Source organism: Microbacterium sp. W1-4-2, from assembly GCF_058349885.2.
Genome location: NZ_JBYRJC020000001.1, coordinates 1,100,946 through 1,119,354, shown reverse-complemented (window position 1 = coordinate 1,119,354; position 18,409 = coordinate 1,100,946). Strand labels below are relative to the sequence as shown.

The window sequence follows — 18,409 nt, the reverse complement described above, 5'->3', positions numbered from 1 at the left end:
CATGCTATCGACCGGTGCCCGCCGCCCCCGCGCCGGTGCCGAGCTGGTGGGGTACCCAGCGCCTATTCTGGGAGGGATGGAGAGCCCACAGGATCCCGGATTCGGCCGGCGCGTGCTGGTCACGGCCTTCGACGGCTGGAACGACGCCGGCGAGGCCGCGTCGTCGGCCACGACGCTGCTCAAAGAGAGCCGCACCTACGAGCCCGTCTTCTCGGTCGACCCGGAACTGTACTTCGACTACCAGTACACCCGGCCGCAGATGGTGGCCGCCGCCGACGGCGGCCGGACGCTGCGCTGGCCCGAGGCGACCGTGTTCCGTCCCGCACGGCGCACCCGCGGGACGCAGCTGTGGCTGCTGACCGGGGTCGAGCCGGCCCGCGCCTGGCAGGCGTTCTGCGCCGAGCTCGTCGACGTCATGCTCCGTGAGGACATCACGGGCCTGATCGCCCTCGGGTCGATGATGTCGGACGTGCCGCACACGCGGCCGATCTCGGTGTTCGCCGGCAGCGACAACGACCGGCTGCGCACCTCGCTCGGCCTCGAGCGCAGCACGTACGAGGGCCCGGTGGGCGTGCTCAGCGCCCTGGCGGCCTCCGCCGAGGGCGCCGGCATCCCGACCGCCGGTCTGTGGGCCAGCGTGCCGCACTACGTCGCAGGGCACTCGCCCTCGCCCAAGGCCACCCTCGCGCTGCTCGACAAGCTCGAAGAGCTCACCGGCGCCACCGTGCCCCGCGGGGACCTTGCGACCCAGTCCAGCGTGTGGGAGGCATCCATCGATGCGGCCGCGGCCGAGGACGAGGAGATGACCGCCTACATCCACCAGCTCGAGGCGGCGCGCGACACCTGGGACTCGCCCGAGGCGTCCGGCGACGCGATCGCTCGCGAATTCGAACGCTACCTGCGCCGCGGCGGCGAAGGGCCGGGCAAGTCCGGCGACCCTCGCTCGGGCCGCTGAGGCGCCGTTACGGCTGGATGACGCCCAGGCTCAGCAGCACGATCAGCGCCGTGCCCAGCGCCACCCGGTACACCACGAACGGCATGAAGCTGTGCTTCGAGATCCACTTCATGAAGAACGCGATCACCGTGAGCGCGACGACGAACGCGACCGCGGTGGCCACGGCCGTCTCGGTCATCGTGAACGCCTCGTGCGTCGGCGACTTCACGACCTTGTAGAGCTCGAAGAACCCGCTGCCGAACACCGCCGGGATGGCCAGCAGGAATGCGTAGCGCGCGGCCGCCTCGCGCGTGTAGCCCAGCAGCAGCCCCGCCGTGATCGTCCCGCCCGAGCGCGAGACGCCCGGGATGAGCGCGAACGACTGCGCCAGCCCGTAGATGATGCCGTGGCCGACGGTGAGCCGCTCCAGCGGCCGGGTCTGCTTGGCGTTCATGTCCGCGATGCCCAGGATCACGCCGAACACGATGAGGCTGCCGGCGACGATCCACAGCGACCGCAGAGTCGTCTCGATCGTGTTCTGGAACAGCAGCCCGAGCACCACGATCGGGATCGTTCCGATGATGATCAGCCAGCCCATCTTCGCGTCGGGGTCGTTGCGCGGGATGCGGCCGGACAGCGCCCGGAACCAGTGCCGGATGATGCGCACGATGTCGCGCCAGAAGAAGACGACCACGGCCGCCTCAGTGCCGATCTGGGTGATGGCGGTGAACGCGGCGCCGGGGTCGCCGGCATCCGGCAGGAACGCGCCGACGATGCGCAGGTGCGCGCTGGACGAGATCGGCAGGAACTCGGTAAGGCCCTGGACGAGCCCGAGGAGGACAGCCTCGAGGAAGTGCATGGAGGTCTTTCGGTGAGATCGATGGATGCCGCGACCGGACCGGCCGGTTCAGTAGTTCAGGAAGAGGTCGGACAGGACGGCGCGCCCGAAGTCGAGCGCCTCCAGCGGCACCCGTTCGTCGACGCCGTGGAACATGCCCGTGAAGTCGAAGTCGATCGGCAGCCGCAGCGGGGCGAAGCCGTAGCCGGGTATCCCCAGGCGCGACAGCGCCTTGTTGTCGGTGCCGCCGCCCATCAGGTACGGGACCACCGGCACGCCCGGATCGTGACGGCCGAGCGCGGCCACCATCGCGTCGACGAGCTCGCCTTCGAACGGCTCCTCGAGGCCCACGTCGCCGGTGACCACCTCGATCTCGACGTCGTCGCCGACGATGCGGTGGATCTCGGCGAGCACGTGCTGCTCGGTCCCGGGCAGCACCCGCACGTCGATCAGGGCCTCGGCGGCATCGGGGATCACGTTGTGCTTGTAGCCGGCCGACAGCCCCGTCGGATTGCTGGTGGTGCGCAGTGTCGAGCGGATGAACCCGGCCGCAGGGCCGGCCAGATCGGCCAGGTCGTCCGGATCGGCCCCCTCTCGGCCCGACAGCTGCGCAAACCGCTCGAGCAGCTGGGAGGTCGCGGCCGTCAGCTGCACGGGCCAGCGGGTGCGGCCGAGGGCGGCGACGGCCTCGGCGACCCGCGTCACCGCGTTGTCGGGGTGGTGGCCACTGCCGTGCCCTGCGCGCCCGCGGGCGCGCATGCGCAGCCAGAGCAGGCCCTTCTCCCCCACCTGCAGCAGGTAGGCACGCCGGCCGGCCACTCCCACGGAATACCCGCCGACCTCGCTGATGGCCGCCCCCGCGCCCTCGAACCACTCCGGCCGGTCGCGGACCACCAGCGCCGAGCCCTCGGTGCCGCCCGCCTCCTCGTCGGCGAAGAACGTCAGGATCAGGTCGCGCTCGGGCTGCTCGCCGCGCGCGAGGATATCGTCGACGGCCGTGAGGATCATGGCGTCCATGTTCTTCATGTCGACCGCGCCCCGGCCCCACAGCATCCCGTCCCGCACCTCGCCGGCGAAGGGGTCGACGCTCCAGTCCTCGGCGATGGCGGGGACGACGTCCAGATGGCCGTGCACGACCAGCGCCGGCTTGGAGCCGTCGCGCCCGGGCACCCGCGCCCACACGTTCGTGCGCCGCTCGACCGGCTCGTAGTAGTCGGTCGCGAGACCCATGCCCTCGAGCATCGCCCCGACGTACTCCGCCGCCTCGCGTTCACCCCGGGCACGGCCGCCGCCGTAGTTCGTCGTGTCGATGCGGATGAGGTCACGGGCGATGCGGGCGACCTCGGTGAGCTCGGCTCCGGATGCGGCGGATGGCATGCCGTCAAGGCTACCGGTTGGGCGCCGGCGTCCCGGCGCCCAAGAGCCGCCCGCCGGATTCTGAACAGTCCCGCGAACGTGATAGTGTCATTCCTCGGTTGCGAAACCATCACCACCTGCGCGGGTGGCGGAATAGGTAGACGCGCTAGCTTGAGGTGCTAGTGCCCGTATAGGGCGTGGGGGTTCAAGTCCCCCCTCGCGCACAATCGAAGAAGGGCCCCGTCGGGGGCCCTTTTTCTCGTCCAGGCGGGGATGGCGAGAGCGCATGTCGATGACACCGCGCATCCGCCCCGTAGCATGCGCTGGCACTGCGCGATAGGTTCGTGGCGTGGCATCCCGAACCCGTGGCAGAAGGTCGCCGCTCTGGCGCAGCTCGAGTGCGATCCCGCCCCGCGCGGCCGAGCTGTGGTCGTCGGGCGCCGACACGACGATGGGTCGCATTCCGCTCGTCGAGCCGCGTCCTGCCCTGCCCGACGGTCTGCCGAAGGCGTTCGCCGGCGAGATCGTGCCGTTCCGGGTGACCGCGTTCCGCGAGGGGCACGACGTCATCGGCGTGCACCTGCGTCTGTTCTCCCCGTCGGGCGATGAATCGCTGCACCGGGTGGCGCCCCGCAACGACGGATTCGACCGCTGGTTCACGCAGGTCGCCCTCCTCGAGCAGGGCGACTGGTCGTTCCGGTTCGAGGCGTTCACCGACGACTACGCCACATGGCGCCACGCGGCGCAGCTCAAGCTCGTCGCCGGCGTCGACGTCGCGGTGACGGCGGCCGCCGGCCGCCTGCTGCTCGAGCGCGCCGAGGCCGAGGCCGATCGTCCCGCGGCCGAGCGCACGCTGCTGCGCCGGGCCGCCAAGCGGCTGGCCGCAGCGAACAAGGCTGCTGCGGCATCCCTCGCCGTCGCCGCCGACGAACGACTCGCCGACGTCTTCGCGCAGCGCCCGTTGATCTCGCTCGCCACCGCGACCGCCGACCTGCCGCTGCGCGTCGAGCGCGAGCGGGCGGGGGTGGGCGCCTGGTACGAGTTCTTCCCGCGCTCGGAGGGCGCCGTGCGGCAGGAGGACGGCTCGGTGAGAAGCGGCACGTTCCGCACGGCCGCCGAACGTCTGCCGGGCGTGGCCGGCATGGGGTTCGAGGTCGTCTACCTGCCGCCGATCCACCCGATCGGGCGGACCCACCGGAAGGGTCCCGACAACACGCTCGAGGCGGGCCCGGCCGATCCCGGTTCGCCATGGGCGATCGGGGGGCCCGCCGGCGGGCACGACGCCGTGCACCCGGACCTCGGCGGGCTGACCGACTTCCGCGCCTTTGTGCGGGCCGCCCGTGCGAACGGGCTCGAGATCGCCCTCGACCTCGCCTTGCAGGCCTCGCCCGATCACCCCTGGGTCAGGGCGCACCCGGAATGGTTCACGACCCTGCCCGACGGCACGATCGCCTATGCCGAGAACCCGCCGAAGAAGTACCAGGACATCTATCCCGTCAACTTCGACAACGACCCCGAGGGCATCCGCGCCGAGGTGCTGCGAGTCGTGCGGCACTGGATCGCGCAGGGCGTGCGCATCTTCCGCGTCGACAACCCGCACACCAAGCCCCTGCAGTTCTGGGAGTGGCTGATCCGCACCGTCACCGACGAGGACCCCGACGTCGTGTTCCTGGCCGAGGCGTTCACGCGTCCCGCTCCTCTGCAGGCGCTCGCGCGCGCCGGCTTCCAGCAGAGCTACTCGTACTTCACATGGCGCAACACGAAGGCGGAGCTCGAGGAGTTCCTCTCGTCGGTCGCGAACGACACCGCCGACTACCTGCGCCCGAACCTGTTCGTGAACACTCCCGACATCCTCACCGAGTTCCTGCAGTTCGGCGGCCGGCCGGCGTACAAGATCCGCGCCGCGCTCGCAGCGACGGCGGCGCCCTCGTACGGCGTGTACGCCGGGTTCGAGCTGTTCGAGAACGTCGCGCGACCCGGGTCCGAAGAGAACATCGACAACGAGAAGTACGAGTACAAGCTGCGTGACTGGGCCGCAGCCGAGGCATCCGGCGACTCCCTCGCCCCGTACCTGCGGCGGCTGAACGAGATCCGCGCCGCGCACCCGGCGCTGCGACAGCTGCGGAACCTGACGATCCAGGCCAGCGACGACGACGGCATCCTCGTGTTCGCCAAGCACGTGGACGCGGTGCTGTCGCCCACCGGCGAAGCCGACACGATCATCGTCGTCGCCAACGTCGACCCGCACTCGGTGCGCCAGACCATGATCCACCTCGACACCGCGGCGTTCGGCATCCGCCCCGGCGACGCGTTCGAGGTCGAGGATCTGATCACGGGGGCGCAGTGGACGTGGACCGACCACGACTATGTGCGCCTGGATGCGTTCACCGAGCCCGTGCACATCGTCTGGGTGAAGGAGCCGCGATGACCATCTCCGACACCGTGCTGGACGCGGTCGCGCACGGTGAGCACCACGCCCCGCACGACGTGCTGGGCCTGCATCAGGACACGGATGCCGCGGGACGGGCTGTCTGGACGATTCGCGCGCGACGCCCCCTGGCCCACGCCGTGACCGCCGTCTTCGCGGACGGCGAGCGGGTCCGGCTCGACCATCTGCGCGAGGGGATCTGGGCGGGCGCGCGGGCGGGACGGCCGCGCGCGTACGTCCTGGAGACCTCCTACCCCGACGGCTCGGACCACACCGCCGACGACCCGTACCGTCATCTGCCCACGCTCGGCGAGCTCGACCTGCATCTGATCCGCGAAGGGCGCCACGAGAAGCTCTGGCAGGTGCTGGGCGCGCACGTGCGCGAGGACGCGGGAACGACCGGGACGGCGTTCGCGGTGTGGGCTCCGGACGCGCGCGCGGTGCGCGTGGTGGGCTCGTTCAACGACTGGGACGGCCGCGGGCACGCGATGCGGTCGCTGGGTGCGAGCGGCGTGTGGGAGCTGTTCGTGCCCGGCGTCGGCGCAGGCGCGGTGTACAAGTTCGAGATCCGCACCCCCTCGGGCGGGTGGATCCTGAAGGCGGATCCGATGGCGCGGGCCGCCGAGACTCCCCCGGCCACCGCGTCGGTGGTCACCGCGTCGCAGTACCAGTGGGCCGACGACGACTGGATCGAGGCGCGGGCGGCACGGCAGCCGGTGAGCCGGCCGATGTCGGTGTACGAAGTGCACCTCGGGTCGTGGCGCGAAGGGCTCGACTACCGCTCGGTCGCCGACCCGCTCATCGCGCACGTGCGCGCGCTGGGCTTCACGCACGTGGAGTTCCTGCCCCTGGCCGAGCACCCGTTCGGGGGGTCGTGGGGCTATCAGGTCAGCGGCTACTACGCCCCGACCAGCCGCTATGGAACGCCGGACGACCTGCGCGCGCTGATCGACCGGCTGCACGGGGCCGGCATCGGCGTGATCATGGACTGGGTGCCGGGGCACTTCCCCAAGGACGCGTTCGCGCTCGGACGATTCGACGGCACGGCGCTGTACGAGCATCCCGATCCCCGGCGCGGCGAGCACCGGGACTGGGGCACGTACATCTTCGACTACGGGCGCAACGAGGTGCGCAATTTCCTCGTCGCGAACGCTCTGTACTGGCTCGACGAGTTCCACGTCGACGGGCTGAGAGTGGATGCCGTGGCCTCGATGCTGTATCTCGACTACTCGCGCGCCGACGGCGAGTGGGAGCCGAACGTCCACGGCGGCCGCGAGAACCTCGAGGCGATCCGGTTCCTGCAGGAGGTGAACGCGACCGCCTACCGGCTGCACCCGGGTGTCGCGATGATCGCCGAGGAGTCCACGAGCTTCGCGGGCGTGACGGCCTCCACCGACCACGGTGGACTCGGCTTCGGGTTCAAGTGGAACATGGGCTGGATGAACGACTCGCTGGTCTACATCCAGCGCGACCCGATGTACCGCTCGCATCACGCGGGCGAGCTGTCGTTCTCGTTCGTGTACGCGTTCAGCGAGAACTTCATCCTGCCGATCAGTCACGACGAGGTCGTGCACGGCAAGGGGAGCCTTCTGGCCAAGATGCCCGGTGACCACTGGCAGAAGCTCGCCAACATGCGCGCGTTCCTGGCCTACATGTGGGCGCACCCCGGCAAGCAGCTGCTGTTCATGGGTCAGGAGTTCGGCCAGCTCTCGGAGTGGTCCGAGCAGAGGTCACTGGACTGGTGGCTGCTGGATCAGCCCACGCACCGTCAGCTGCAGGAGTTCGTCGGGGCGCTCAACGCCGCCTACGCGGATCTTCCCGCGCTGTGGGAGCGCGACGGGGACGGCGCCGCGTTCGAGCGTCTGGGCGGGCCGTCCTGGAACCCCGACGTCCTGGCGTTCCGCCGTGACGGCCATGCGGCGACGGCCGTGATCGTGTGCAACTTCTCGGGCGGGCCGGTGCGCGACTACGACCTGCAGCTGCCCGCGGGCGGCCGGTGGGACGAGGTGCTGAACACCGACGCGCCGCAGTTCGGCGGATCGGGCGTCGGCAACCTCGGCGTGGTCGAAGCGGATGCCTCGGGCCGCGCGACGCTGCAGCTCCCGCCGCTCGGCGTGCTCTGGCTCGTGCAGCGGCGCTGAGCCGCGGGGTTCGCGTCAGAACAGCAGCGACGCCAGCCGGCGACGGGCGGCGGCCACGCGCGGATCGGCGTCGCCGACGAGTCCGAACAGCTCCAGCAGGCGGTCGCGCACCGGGGTGCGCTCATCCTGCGGCAGCGCGGCGAACAGTTCGAGCAGCCGGTCGAACGAGTCCTCGACGTGACCGCCGACGATGTCCAGATCGGCCACGGCGAGCTGCGCGGCGACGTCCGTGGGCGCCGCAGCCGCGGCATCCCGTGCCGTCTGCAGGTCCGCGTCCTGCACGCGCTGCAGCAGGCGCACCTGCGCGAGCCCGGCCCGCGCGTCCTCGTCACGCGGATTCTCGGCCAGCGCCTGCTCGTAGGCGATGACCGCTCGGCCGTAGTCGCCCGCCTCGATCGCCGCGAACGCCTCGGCGTGCAACGGTGGCAGCGCCGGCTCGGCGGGCTCTTCGGGGGCCTCTCCCCCGGCGTCGACCGTTCCGGTCACGCCGTTCTGGGCGGCCACCTGCAGCAGCTGGTCGAACACCTCGCGCACCTGCTGCTCGGGCACGGCGCCGGTGAACAGCGGCACGGGCTGGCCTGCCACCAGCGCCACGACCATCGGGATCGACTGCGCACGGAAGCCCTGCGCGAGCTGGGGGTTGGCGTCGACGTCGACCTTGGCCAGCACGACGCGGCCGGCGAGCTCGGTGACGACCTTCTCGAGGATGGGGCTCAGCTGCTTGCACGGACCGCACCACTCGGCCCACAGGTCCACGACCACCGGCACGGTGCGCGAGAGCTCGAGCACCTGCGGGAACGTCGCGTCCGTGACGTCGACGACGAGGCCTCCGACCGCCGGGGCCGCCCCCGGCTCGGCAGGGGCGGGACGATTGCGCAGCGACGACAGGTCGACCGCGCCGCGCAGCACGGCACCGGGGTTCTGCTGGGGATTGGCATCGCTCACTTGCTGACCACCTTGGCTCCGAGGATGTTGGAAGAGTACCCGAGCAGCCGGATCTTCGAATCGCCGGCGCCCACCCCGGGCACGTAGAAGAACAGCTGGTCGCTGTACGTCGTGGCGAATCCCGACTGCGACTCCTTGACGCCGGTGAGTGCCTTGACCTGCGGCGTCTTGTCGAGCTTGATCACGGCGTCCTTGTTCGTCGGCTTGACGGTCTCGATCTCGTGGACGTTCAACGCCACGATCGCGCCGCTCTCCAGGGTCGCCAGCGCGAGCGGCGGGAAGTTTCCGGCGTCGGCCGAGAATGTCATGCTTCCGGTCTTCTTCGCCGTCTGCTGGAACTTCGCGAGCTGGTTCTTGCGCGTGTCGGCGACGCCCTTCAGGAACGGATCGCCGTCGATCGCGAAGGCGCCGGCCGATGCGCTCTTCGCACCGTGATCGATGACGTCGGCATAGGCGGCGGCGATCTTGTCGGGCGCCATCACCAGGAACGACGAGTCCGGCTGCACGGCCGCCGCGCCCACGTACGTCGGGGCCACGTCCGGCAGCGTGGTCGCATCCAGCTGCGCGACGTAGTCGACCTTGTACTCCGACCAGGCGTCCTGCTGCGTCATCATCATGACCGTCGAGGTCGTGGCCTCAGTATCCTTCTGCTCGGCGACCAGCATGACGGTGCGCGGCCACCCGTCGTACGCCTGGGGCAGGACCACCTTCAGCCCGACCGCCGGCAGCGGCGGCAGCGCGCCCTCCTTCGGGAGCTTGCCGCGCAGCGCGTAGTTGGTCTTGCGCTCGGCGAGGGCGGCGCCGTCCAGCCGCGTCGCGGCCAGCTTCGCGTCGCGCTTCTCGTCCGCCGTCGCGACGGTGGCCGCGATGTGACCGACGATCCGGTCGGCCTGCGACGCGGTGACGGCGGGCGCCTGCGCACCGCCGGGGTCGACGACGGTCGCGCTCGGGGTCGGCGACGGCGACGCGCCGCCCCACTGCGGCCATGCATCGGCCGAGCACCCGGCGAGCAGCAGGGCCGACAGCCCGAGGACCGGCACGACAGCGAAGCTGCGACGGCGCACCGAGCGGTCGCGTTTGGCGGGCCCCGCGGTGATGACGCCCTTGTCTGCCTGCTCGATCGACAGGTCGATCGGCGCCGTCTCGGGCAGCGGCGGCAGCGCCTTGCGGCGCGGTCCGCGCGAGCGACGCAGTCGCCGGATGCCGAGGATGTACAGGAACACCCCGATGGCCATGAGCACCGCGCCGCCGACGATGAGAGGCCCCGCCCACGGCGTCGCGGAGTTGATCGGCCACGTGACCGAGACGTCTGCGGGAGCGGGCTTGGTGCCGTCGGTCGCGATCAGCACGCTCATGGTGGGCGGCAGCTGCAGGTGCTCGATCAGGATGTCCTCCTGATGGAATTCGTCGAGCCAGAGGTCGGATCCGGCGGGGTTGCGGTGGGCGGGTCCGCTCGTCCCGGCATCGGGGGTCTGCGGCTCGACGGTCGTGGTCACGACCTTGCCCTTGCCCTTGCCCTTGAGCGCCACCGATGTGTAGGCGGTGTCGGCGAGCCAGGCCTTCACGTCGTCGGTGCGGCCATAGGCCGCGAAGATCTGGCCGCTCTGCGCCGCGCGCAGGGTCTGCGAGCCGGGCAACCGGTTCAGCACGGCACCGTCGATCAGGGTGTACGCGGTCTGGGACGGCGCGCTGATCGCGGTCGTCTCGGTCTTCGGCCCTTGGAACAGCGTCCGCTGCGCGATTCCCGTGGCGATCATCACGGCGGCCAGCACGAAGGCGGCAACTGCCCACACGAAACGCACGAATGTATCCTCTCGAGCCCGGCATCGGGGTGCACCGGACTGCTGACTCGACGTTCCAGATTAGCGAAACACGTCTGTGTGCGTCCCGAGAAGCCCGCACCGGGTGTTCGCCGAGTGCGGACGGGACGGGTGTGACGCGTGACGAGGGTCGCTCGCGGCAACCACGCATCGGGAAAGTATCCTGTCGTGACAGCGCCCCCACGGAGGAAGGAGCACCATGAAGGTGCAGAACCCGTTCCGCACTGCCCTGGTGGCGACTCTGGGCGTGGGGGTCGGGCTGCTGCTGATCGGCAGCGTACAGACGCTGTCGACGATCCTCCTGTATATCGGGACGGCGCTGTTCCTCGCGCTCGGCCTCGAGCCGATCGTCTCGTTCCTCGAGCGGCGCCGGCTGCCGCGCTGGACGGCGGTGCTCCTCACGATCCTCCTCGTGCTCGCCGCGTTCGCCGGCATCGTCCTGCTCGTGGTGCCGGTGATCGTCCAGCAGATCAGCCAGCTGGTCGACACGATCACGCGGCTGGTGCAGGATCCGAACACCCTGGTGGAGATCCGGGCGTGGGCGGAGCACACGTTCCCCGGGCTCAAGCTCGACACGGTCTACAACACCGTCCAGGACTGGGTGCTCAAGAACCTCGGCGAGATCAGCGGCTCGATCGGCCAGGGGGTGCTGAAGGTCGGGATCGCGTTCCTCGGGGGCCTGACCGGCGCGGTCATCGTGCTGATCCTGACGATCTACTTCACGGCATCCATCCCCTCACTCAAGCGCGCGGTGTACCAGCTGGTGCCCGCCTCACGCCGCGACCGCTTCGTCGACCTGTCCGAGCAGATCACCGACTCGGTCGGCTACTACGTGATGGGCCAGGTGACCCTCGCGGTCACCAACGGCGTCCTGAGCTCGATCTTCCTGTCGATCATCAACGCGCCGTTTCCCGCGGTGCTGGCGGTCATCGCGTTCTTCTTCTCGCTGATCCCGCTGGTCGGCACGCTCACCGGATCGACGATCATCGTGCTGATCTGCCTGGTACCGGGCCTGGGCTCGCCGACCATCGCACTGATCGCCGCGATCTACTACCTGATCTACATGCAGCTGGAGGCATACCTCATCTCGCCGCGGATCATGAACCGCGCGGTGTCGGTCCCCGGCGGCGTGGTCGTCGTCGCGGCCCTCGCGGGCGGCAACCTGCTGGGGCTGCTCGGCGCGCTGATCGCGATCCCGGTGGCCGCCAGCATCCTGATCATCTACCGCCAGGTGGTCATCCCCCGTCAGAACGAGCGGTGACCGACCCCGAGCACTGGTCGAGACGGCTCAGCCGGCCGCGTCGTCCCATTCGGTCGGCAGCGGCAGCGCGGCGGGGTTCACCACCGACACGATCTCGTCGAGCACACGCCGCGTCTGGGTTTCACCCACCCACAGGTGTCGGCCGCCGTCCACGGCGATGACCTCGGCGTCGGGCACGGCCGCGAACCGCTCGCGCGCCTCGGCCGGGCGCAGGTAGTCGTCGAACTCGGGGACCAGCACGATCAGGCGCCGAGTGTCGCCCGACCACGCCGCGAGCTCGGCGGGAGTGGTCCGATGAAGCGGCGGCGAGAGCAGGATCGCGCCCTCGATGTCGTGGCCGCGCGCATGCTTGAGCGCCACCTCCGTGCCGAACGACCAGCCCACCAGCCACGGACGGGGCAGGGCGCGGGAGTGCACGAACGCCATCGCGGCGGCGAGATCCAGTCCCTCGGCCTCTCCGCCGTCGAATTCGCCGTCGCTGGTCCCGCGCGGCGACGAGGTGCCGCGGGTGTTGAAGCGGAGGACGGCGACGTCTGCGAGGGCCGGCAGGCGTGCGGCCGCCTTGCGCAGGATGTGCGAGTCCATGAATCCGCCGGCGGTGGGCAGCGGATGCAGCGTCACGAGCGTCGCGACGGGCTCGCGGTCGACGGGCGTGGCGAGCTCGCCGACGAGGGTCAGGCCGTCCTCGGTGCGCAACTCGACGTCCTCGCGGTGGGCGGGCAGCAGCACGGGTCCACGGATCTCCATGTCAGAACACCTTCCAGCAGTGCGCGTGCCAATGACGGCGCGCGGCGAGGTCCGCCGCATCGCCGAGGATCCCGTCCGAGCGCCAGGCGACCAGATGGGCCGTGCCGACCTCGATCACGCGGCCGCAGCCCGGACAGACGTACTCCTTCTGCGCCTGCCGTGCCGAGACCGGCTGCACCGTCCACTCCGCTGCGCGCTTGAGCTCGGTGCGCTTGAACCCGCTCAGAAAGCGCTCGAAGGAGTCGTCGCGCTCGGGATCAGGGCGCCGACGGTGCGACCGCGGCACGGGGTCAGTACCAGCCGGTCGAGTTCGAGTGTCCCCAGGCGCCGCACGGCGTGCTGTAGCGGCTCGTGATGTAGCCGAGGCCCCATGTGATCTGCGTCGCGGGGTTCGTGGCCCAGTCGGCGCCCGCGGAAGCCATCTTGCTGCCCGGCAGGGCCTGCGGGATGCCGTACGCGCCGCTCGGGTTCGAGGCGTTGACCCGCCACCCCGACTCGCGCTTCCACAGCGCGACCAGGCACGAGAACTCGCTCTCGCCCCAGCCGCGCGCCTTCACCATGTCGTAGGCGATCGCCTGTGCCGTGCCGGGACTCGGAGCCACGAACGGCGCACTGAACGACGCCGCCCGTCCCTGGACCGGGTTCGCGGGAGCCGCGGGCTTCGGCACGACGTACACGACGTAGCTGTCGCGATTGAGGTCTGCGCCCTTGCTGTCGGTGGTGGATGCCACTTCCACGGTCTGCGCGTCGCCCATCGCACTGGCGTACAGCGTGACGGCCGGCTCGTCCTGCGCGTTGGCGCGCGAGGAGATCGCGGTGCCCAGCGGGCTGAGATACGCCGCTGCGAGACCGGCGACCGCGAACGTCGCGAGGCCCGCCAGCACCCGCCGCCGGCGCGATGCGCGGACCCGAGCCGGCTTGTGCACCCGGGTCGCCGAGGCCACGGTCGCCGCCTTCAGATCGCGCCGCAGAACGGCGCGCGGTGGCTCGGGTATCGTCGGGTTGCCGGAAGTCACAGTTCCCCGAGTCTAGCGGGCAGGGCGACGGGCCGCCATGTACGGCGTCGGCGGGTCGTCATGCCACCGCCAGCATCACGTCCACGACGGCGTCGAGCACGGCGTCGACCTGTGCTTCGCGATAGCCCCGGCGCTGCATCCGGAATGCCACCGTGCGCACCTGCTGGATCGTCACCGGGCGTCCGTCGGAGAGGTATTCGGCGATCTTGTCGGCGACGATGTCGACCTCGTCGATCCGGTAGCCGTAGCCGAACCCGCGGACCCGGTCGAAGCGGCGCCGCGGCGGGCGACTGAGCCGGTCCAAGATCTCCTGGGCGCGGGCGCGGGTGCGATCGACCCACACGCCGGTCCCGCCGGAGGTCACGGCGCGCTTGCGCTCCCGCGCGGCGAAGGCGTCCTCGACGCGTGCCAGCGCCGCATCGACGGCTTCGGGCTGGTAGCCGTGTCGCACCAGGGGGAACGCGATCGAGCGCACGTCGGCGGCCGAGATCGTGGTCCCCCCGCCCTCGAACACGCTGCGCGCGTTCTGCAGGAAGTCGTCGACCGATTTGGGCGCGTAGCCCTTTCGACGTCCGGAGACGAGGGGGAACATGCTCGGTGCGGGCCGGCGGTCCGCGGAGGTGTGGGTGGTCATGAAGCCGCCAGGGGGGTCAGGAGGTAATACAGTGCGAGCGCGGCGCCGGCCGACAGCAGGATCGAGTCCAGCCGGTCGAGCACGCCGCCGTGCCCGGGCAGCCAGGAGCTCATGTCCTTGATGCCGAGGTCGCGCTTGATCATCGACTCGCCCAGGTCGCCGATGGTCGCGGTGGCCAGAATGACGGCGCCGATGATCAGGCCCGTCCACCATACGAGACCCAGCATGAAGATCGCCAGGAGAACGCCGGCGACCAGGGCCGCGAGCACTGCGCCCGCGAAGCCCTCCCAGGTCTTCTTCGGGCTGATCCGCGGTGCCATCGGGTGCCGGCCGAAGGTGAGCCCGGTCGCATAGGCGCCGGTGTCGGCGGCCACGGCGATGATGATGAACGACAGCACCCACCACTGTCCGCCGTCCTGACGCAGCAGGATGACGGCGAGGCCGGCGGTGAACGGCACGTACAGCTGCACGAGCGTTCCCACGAGGATGTCGCCCCACACGGCCCGCGGACCCCGCCGTCCCCGCTCGATCGGCACCGCGATCAGACGCCACACCACGACCAGCACGACGGCGGCGCAGACGACGAGCGCGTGCAGCCACAGCGGGAGGAACCACGCCGAGAGGACCATGACGACCGCCCCGGCCAGCTGCGGCCCGAGATCGACCCGGCGTCCCCCGGTCTGCAGCGCACGGGACAGCTCGAACACCCCGAGCACGGCGGCGGCGAACCCGACCACCAGGAAGGCGGGCTTCCAGATCACGAGCGAAAGCACGAGCAGCGCCCCGATCGCCAAGCCGATCAGGATTGCGACGATGAGGTCGCGACCGGTGCGCTGTTTGATGCGCTCGTTCGCCTCTTCGAAGTCGGCACGCGTGCGTGCGACCTGGTTCTCGAACTCGGTGCGCGCCGCCCGCAGGTGCGCCGCCAGCGGCGCGTCCGGCGACGGCCGATCGCCGGTGCCGGTGTCGCCGGCGACCTCGGGATCGGTACGGTCGTCACCCCCCTCGGGCGGCGGTCCGGACGCGTCTGTCATCGGTCGGACTCCTCAGACCTCGAGCAGTTCCGCCTCTTTGCGCTTGAGCGCATCGTCGATGTCGTCGACGTGCGACCGGGTCAAGGCATCCAGTTCCTTCTCGGCGCGCGCCAATTCGTCCTCGCCGACGTCGTTCTTCAGCGCGTCGAGGTCGTCCTTCATCTTGCGGCGGATGCCGCGCACGTGCACCTTCGCGTCCTCGCCCTTGGAGCGGACGAGCTTCACGTACTCCTTACGGCGCTCCTGGGTGAGCTCGGGCATCGTGATGCGCACGATGTTGCCGTCGTTGGTCGGGTTCGCGCCGAGGTTCGGCATGTCGCGGATCGCCTGCTCGATCGCCTTCAGCGCCGACTTGTCGTAGGGCGTGACGATGAGACTGCGCGCCTCGGGGGCGTTCAGCGACGCGAGCTGGGCCAACGGCGTGGGCGTGCCGTAGTAGTCCACCAGCACCTTCTGGAACAGCTGGGGGTTGGCGCGCCCGGTGCGCACCGTGGCGAAATCGTCCTTCGCCGCCTCCACGGCCTTGTCCATACGGCTGGCAGCATCGGCCAAGACGTCCGCGATCACGGTCTCTCCCATCAGTCAGGCGTTCCCGCCTCAGTCTAGTCAGCGCTCGGCCGTCGGCCGCGCCGTCTCACGCGGTGACGAGCGTGCCGATCTGGTCGCCGAGCAGGGCACGCGTCACGTTGCCGCGCGGCTCCATCCCGAACACGCGCATGTCCATCCGGTTGTCCATGCACAGGCTGAACGCGGTCGAGTCGACGACCTTCAGGCCCTTCTGCAGGGCCTCGAGGTAGGTGATGCGATCGATGCGGGTGGCCGAGGCATCCTTCTTCGGATCGGCCGTGTAGACGCCGTCCACGCCGTTCTTGGCGACGAGCACCTCGTCGGCGCGGATCTCCAGCGCACGCTGGGCGGCGACCGTGTCGGTCGAGAAGTACGGCAGGCCGGCGCCGGCGCCGAAGATGACGACGCGCCCCTTCTCCATGTGACGCTCGGCGCGCAGCGGGATGTACGGCTCGGCGACCTGGGTCATCTGGATCGCCGACTGCACGCGGGTGGCCGCGCCCGCCTGCTCGAGGAAGTCCTGCAGCGCGAGCGCGTTCATCACCGTGCCGAGCATGCCCATGTAGTCGGCGCGCCCGCGGTCCATGCCGCGCTGGCTGAGCTCGGCGCCGCGGAAGAAGTTGCCGCCGCCGACGACGACCGAGATCTCCACCCGGTCCACGGCCGCGGCGATCTCGCGGGCCATCTGGCTGACGACGTCAGGGTTGACACCCAGCGCGCCGCCGCCGAACGCCTCTCCGGAGAGCTTCAAGAGGACGCGGCGGCGTCCGGTGGCCTCATTGATCACGTGTCTTCCTCTCGTCGCGATCACACTGTAGCGAACGGGCATGGCAAGGGCCCGCATCGATTGTCCGATGCGGGCCCTCGGGCGCTGTTACGCGCCGACCTTGAACCGGGCGAAGTCGGTGACGGTGATGCCGGCGTCCTTCGCGACCTGCGCGACCGACAGCTTGTTGTCCTTCGCGTAGTCCTGCTCGAGCAGGGCGACCTGCTTGAAGAACGCGTTCACGCGACCCTCGACGATCTTCGGCAGGGCAGCCTCGGGCTTGCCCTCGTTGCGCGAGATCTCGGTGACGATCTCACGCTCCTTCTCGACGTCGGCCTCGGGCACGTCCTCGCGCGAGAGGTACGACGGGTTCGCGAACGAGATGTGCTGGGCGATGCTGCGTGCGGTGGCGGCGTCGTCGCCCGAGTAGGCGACGACCACGCCGATCTGCGGCGGCAGGTCCTTGCTGGTCTTGTGCAGGTACACCTCGAACTTGTCGCCCGACAGCGTGCGCACCCGGCGAAGCTCGACCTTCTCGCCGATGATCGCGGCCTCGTCCGAGATGAGCTGCGCAACGGTCTGGTCGCCGGCGGGAGCTGCCAGAGCGGCCTCGGCGGAATCGGCTGCGGCGGCCGCGGCGGCGTCGGCGACCTTGTCGGCCAGCGCGATGAAGCGGTCGTTCTTGGCGACGAAGTCGGTCTCGCAGGCCAGCTCCACCAGGGTGACCTTGCCGGCGCCCTCGCGGGCGGCGACCAGGCCCTCGCTCGTGGAACGGTCGGCGCGCTTGGCGTTGCCCTTCGCGCCCTTCAGACGCAGGATCTCGACGGCCTTCTCGATGTTGCCGTCGGCCTCCTCGAGCGCCTTCTTCGTGTCGACCATGCCCGTGCCGAGCTGCTCGCGCAGCGCCTTGATGTCGGCGATGGTGAAGTTTGCCATGGGTGGCGGCTCCTTGTGTGTGGGGTTCTCATGGATGCTGCGGCGGAGTCATCGGCCGATGACCCCGCCGCAGCTCGAAGATGTGCGGTGCGGTGTTCACTCGGCCGAGGCGACGGGCGCCTCGTCCTCGGTGACCTGCTCCTGGACCTCGACGACCTCGGCCTCGGCCTCGGCCGCGTCGGCGACCTTGTCGGTGGGGGCGGAGGACTGCTCCGGCGCGCCCTGCTCGAGAAGCTCGCGCTCCCACTCGGCCAGGGGCTCGGCCTCTTCGGCGGCGTCGGCCGGCTGGTGGCGCTGGATCAGGCCCTCGGCGGCGGCGTCGGCGATGATGCGGGTGAGTAGGCTGACGGAGCGGATCGCGTCGTCGTTGCCCGGGATCGGGTACTGGATCTCGTCGGGGTCGGCGTTCGTGTCGAGGATGCCGATGACCGGGATGCCGAGCTTCTTGGCCTCGTCGATGGCGAGGTGCTCGCGCTTGGCGTCGACGACCCACAGCGCCGACGGCGTCTTCTGCAGGTTGCGGATGCCGCCGAGCGACTTGTGCAGCTTGTCGAGCTCGCGCTTCTTCAGCAGCAGCTCCTTCTTGGTGAAGCCGCTCTCGGAGGGGTTCTCGTAGTCGAGCTCCTCGAGCTCCTTCATGCGCTGCAGTCGCTTGCTGACGGTGCTGAAGTTGGTCAGCAGACCACCGAGCCAGCGCTGGTTGACGTAGGGCTGGCCGACGCGGGTGGCCTGCTCGGCGAGCACCTCCTGCGCCTGCTTCTTGGTGCCGACGAAGAGGATCGTGCCGCCGTGGGCGACCGTCTCCTTGACGAACTCGTACGCGCGGTCGATGTAGGCCAGCGACTGCTGCAGGTCGATGATGTGGATGCCGCTGCGCTCGGTGAGGATGAAGCGCTTCACCTTCGGGTTCCACCGACGGGTCTGGTGTCCGAAGTGGACGCCGGCATCCAGCAGCTGGCGAATCGTGACGACGGCCATGGCCGTTC

17 protein-coding genes and 1 tRNA gene are annotated in these 18,409 nt (G+C 70.2%); 5 read left to right on the top strand and 13 right to left on the bottom strand.

The window, feature by feature from the left end; translation table 11 throughout:
• The first annotated feature begins 76 nt into the window (after positions 1 to 76).
• Positions 77 to 955, top strand: a complete 879-nt coding sequence (locus tag AC3RX0_RS05125; RefSeq protein WP_491504846.1) for a PAC2 family protein — start codon at positions 77 to 79, stop codon at positions 953 to 955.
• A 7-nt stretch (positions 956 to 962) separates the two neighbouring features.
• Here AC3RX0_RS05125 and AC3RX0_RS05120 read toward each other — a convergent pair whose 3' ends face one another.
• Complete coding sequence (locus AC3RX0_RS05120) at positions 963 to 1,793, bottom strand: undecaprenyl-diphosphate phosphatase (RefSeq protein WP_491504845.1); 831 nt, start codon at positions 1,791 to 1,793, stop codon at positions 963 to 965.
• Positions 1,794 to 1,841: 48 nt separating this feature from the next.
• Entirely contained in the window at positions 1,842 to 3,149 is a 1,308-nt protein-coding gene (locus tag AC3RX0_RS05115) for a M20/M25/M40 family metallo-hydrolase (protein WP_491504844.1), read from the bottom strand.
• 118 nt (positions 3,150 to 3,267) lie between these two features.
• Between AC3RX0_RS05115 and AC3RX0_RS05110 the strand changes: the two genes are divergently transcribed.
• The 3 genes from AC3RX0_RS05110 to glgB all read left to right on the top strand — a co-directional run bounded on the left by AC3RX0_RS05110 (position 3,268) and on the right by glgB (position 7,697).
• A tRNA-Leu gene (locus tag AC3RX0_RS05110) sits at positions 3,268 to 3,352 on the top strand.
• A gap of 227 nt (positions 3,353 to 3,579) precedes the next feature.
• On the top strand, positions 3,580 to 5,556 hold the full coding sequence (locus AC3RX0_RS05105; RefSeq protein ID WP_491505387.1) for a maltotransferase domain-containing protein: 1,977 nt from the start codon (positions 3,580 to 3,582) through the stop codon (positions 5,554 to 5,556).
• Positions 5,553 to 7,697, top strand: a complete 2,145-nt coding sequence (gene glgB, locus AC3RX0_RS05100) for a 1,4-alpha-glucan branching protein GlgB (protein WP_491504843.1) — start codon at positions 5,553 to 5,555, stop codon at positions 7,695 to 7,697. The genes AC3RX0_RS05105 and glgB overlap by 4 nt, the downstream gene beginning before the upstream one ends.
• A 15-nt stretch (positions 7,698 to 7,712) precedes the next feature.
• Here glgB and AC3RX0_RS05095 read toward each other — a convergent pair whose 3' ends face one another.
• Positions 7,713 to 8,642 carry a tetratricopeptide repeat protein gene (locus tag AC3RX0_RS05095; RefSeq protein ID WP_491504842.1) on the bottom strand — a complete coding sequence of 310 codons (930 nt, stop codon included), beginning with the start codon at positions 8,640 to 8,642 and terminating at the stop codon, positions 7,713 to 7,715.
• Positions 8,639 to 10,444, bottom strand: a complete 1,806-nt coding sequence (locus AC3RX0_RS05090) for a DUF8094 domain-containing protein (RefSeq protein WP_491504841.1) — start codon at positions 10,442 to 10,444, stop codon at positions 8,639 to 8,641. Before AC3RX0_RS05090 ends, AC3RX0_RS05095 begins: the two co-directional genes overlap by 4 nt.
• A 217-nt stretch (positions 10,445 to 10,661) precedes the next feature.
• Between AC3RX0_RS05090 and AC3RX0_RS05085 the strand changes: the two genes are divergently transcribed.
• Positions 10,662 to 11,723 (top strand): AI-2E family transporter, encoded by a 1,062-nt coding sequence (locus AC3RX0_RS05085; protein ID WP_491504840.1) that lies wholly within the window; start codon positions 10,662 to 10,664, stop codon positions 11,721 to 11,723.
• Positions 11,724 to 11,750: 27 nt separating this feature from the next.
• Here AC3RX0_RS05085 and AC3RX0_RS05080 read toward each other — a convergent pair whose 3' ends face one another.
• From AC3RX0_RS05080 to rpsB, 9 genes are all read right to left on the bottom strand, one after another.
• Positions 11,751 to 12,470 (bottom strand): alpha/beta hydrolase, encoded by a 720-nt coding sequence (locus AC3RX0_RS05080; RefSeq protein WP_491504839.1) that lies wholly within the window; start codon positions 12,468 to 12,470, stop codon positions 11,751 to 11,753.
• Between the two features lies 1 nt (position 12,471).
• Positions 12,472 to 12,756, bottom strand: a complete 285-nt coding sequence (locus AC3RX0_RS05075) for an Rv1322 family protein (RefSeq protein WP_491504838.1) — start codon at positions 12,754 to 12,756, stop codon at positions 12,472 to 12,474.
• 4 nt (positions 12,757 to 12,760) lie between these two features.
• The gene (locus AC3RX0_RS05070) at positions 12,761 to 13,486 is read right to left on the bottom strand and encodes an aggregation-promoting factor C-terminal-like domain-containing protein (protein ID WP_498165883.1); all 726 of its coding nucleotides are present in this window, start codon (positions 13,484 to 13,486) and stop codon (positions 12,761 to 12,763) included.
• 58 nt (positions 13,487 to 13,544) lie between these two features.
• Entirely contained in the window at positions 13,545 to 14,120 is a 576-nt protein-coding gene (locus AC3RX0_RS05065; protein ID WP_491504836.1) for a DivIVA domain-containing protein, read from the bottom strand.
• Positions 14,117 to 15,154: a phosphatidate cytidylyltransferase gene (locus AC3RX0_RS05060; RefSeq protein WP_491504835.1), complete on the bottom strand. Its 1,038-nt coding sequence runs from the start codon at positions 15,152 to 15,154 to the stop codon at positions 14,117 to 14,119. Before AC3RX0_RS05060 ends, AC3RX0_RS05065 begins: the two co-directional genes overlap by 4 nt.
• Positions 15,155 to 15,166: 12 nt before the next feature.
• The gene (frr, locus tag AC3RX0_RS05055; protein WP_491505386.1) at positions 15,167 to 15,721 is read right to left on the bottom strand and encodes a ribosome recycling factor; all 555 of its coding nucleotides are present in this window, start codon (positions 15,719 to 15,721) and stop codon (positions 15,167 to 15,169) included.
• Between the two features lie 67 nt (positions 15,722 to 15,788).
• Positions 15,789 to 16,508, bottom strand: a complete 720-nt coding sequence (gene pyrH / locus AC3RX0_RS05050; protein ID WP_491504834.1) for a UMP kinase — start codon at positions 16,506 to 16,508, stop codon at positions 15,789 to 15,791.
• Between the two features lie 87 nt (positions 16,509 to 16,595).
• Positions 16,596 to 17,423 (bottom strand): translation elongation factor Ts, encoded by an 828-nt coding sequence (tsf, locus tag AC3RX0_RS05045; RefSeq protein WP_491504833.1) that lies wholly within the window; start codon positions 17,421 to 17,423, stop codon positions 16,596 to 16,598.
• A gap of 96 nt (positions 17,424 to 17,519) precedes the next feature.
• Entirely contained in the window at positions 17,520 to 18,401 is an 882-nt protein-coding gene (gene rpsB / locus AC3RX0_RS05040) for a 30S ribosomal protein S2 (RefSeq protein WP_491504832.1), read from the bottom strand.
• Positions 18,402 to 18,409: the final 8 nt, after the last annotated feature.

Excerpts from the sequence above, each read along its gene's own strand:
- AC3RX0_RS05125 (WP_491504846.1), top strand. The coding sequence starts at position 77 with ATGGAGAGCCCACAGGATCCCGGATTCGGCCGGCGCGTGCTGGTCACG.
- AC3RX0_RS05120 (WP_491504845.1), bottom strand. The coding sequence starts at position 1,793 with ATGCACTTCCTCGAGGCTGTCCTCCTCGGGCTCGTCCAGGGCCTTACC.
- AC3RX0_RS05115 (WP_491504844.1), bottom strand. The coding sequence starts at position 3,149 with ATGCCATCCGCCGCATCCGGAGCCGAGCTCACCGAGGTCGCCCGCATC.
- AC3RX0_RS05105 (WP_491505387.1), top strand. The coding sequence starts at position 3,580 with ATGGGTCGCATTCCGCTCGTCGAGCCGCGTCCTGCCCTGCCCGACGGT.
- glgB (WP_491504843.1), top strand. The coding sequence starts at position 5,553 with ATGACCATCTCCGACACCGTGCTGGACGCGGTCGCGCACGGTGAGCAC.
- AC3RX0_RS05085 (WP_491504840.1), top strand. The coding sequence starts at position 10,662 with ATGAAGGTGCAGAACCCGTTCCGCACTGCCCTGGTGGCGACTCTGGGC.
- AC3RX0_RS05080 (WP_491504839.1), bottom strand. The coding sequence starts at position 12,470 with ATGGAGATCCGTGGACCCGTGCTGCTGCCCGCCCACCGCGAGGACGTC.
- AC3RX0_RS05065 (WP_491504836.1), bottom strand. The coding sequence starts at position 14,120 with ATGACCACCCACACCTCCGCGGACCGCCGGCCCGCACCGAGCATGTTC.
- AC3RX0_RS05060 (WP_491504835.1), bottom strand. The coding sequence starts at position 15,154 with ATGACAGACGCGTCCGGACCGCCGCCCGAGGGGGGTGACGACCGTACC.
- tsf (WP_491504833.1), bottom strand. The coding sequence starts at position 17,423 with ATGGCAAACTTCACCATCGCCGACATCAAGGCGCTGCGCGAGCAGCTC.
- rpsB (WP_491504832.1), bottom strand. The coding sequence starts at position 18,401 with ATGGCCGTCGTCACGATTCGCCAGCTGCTGGATGCCGGCGTCCACTTC.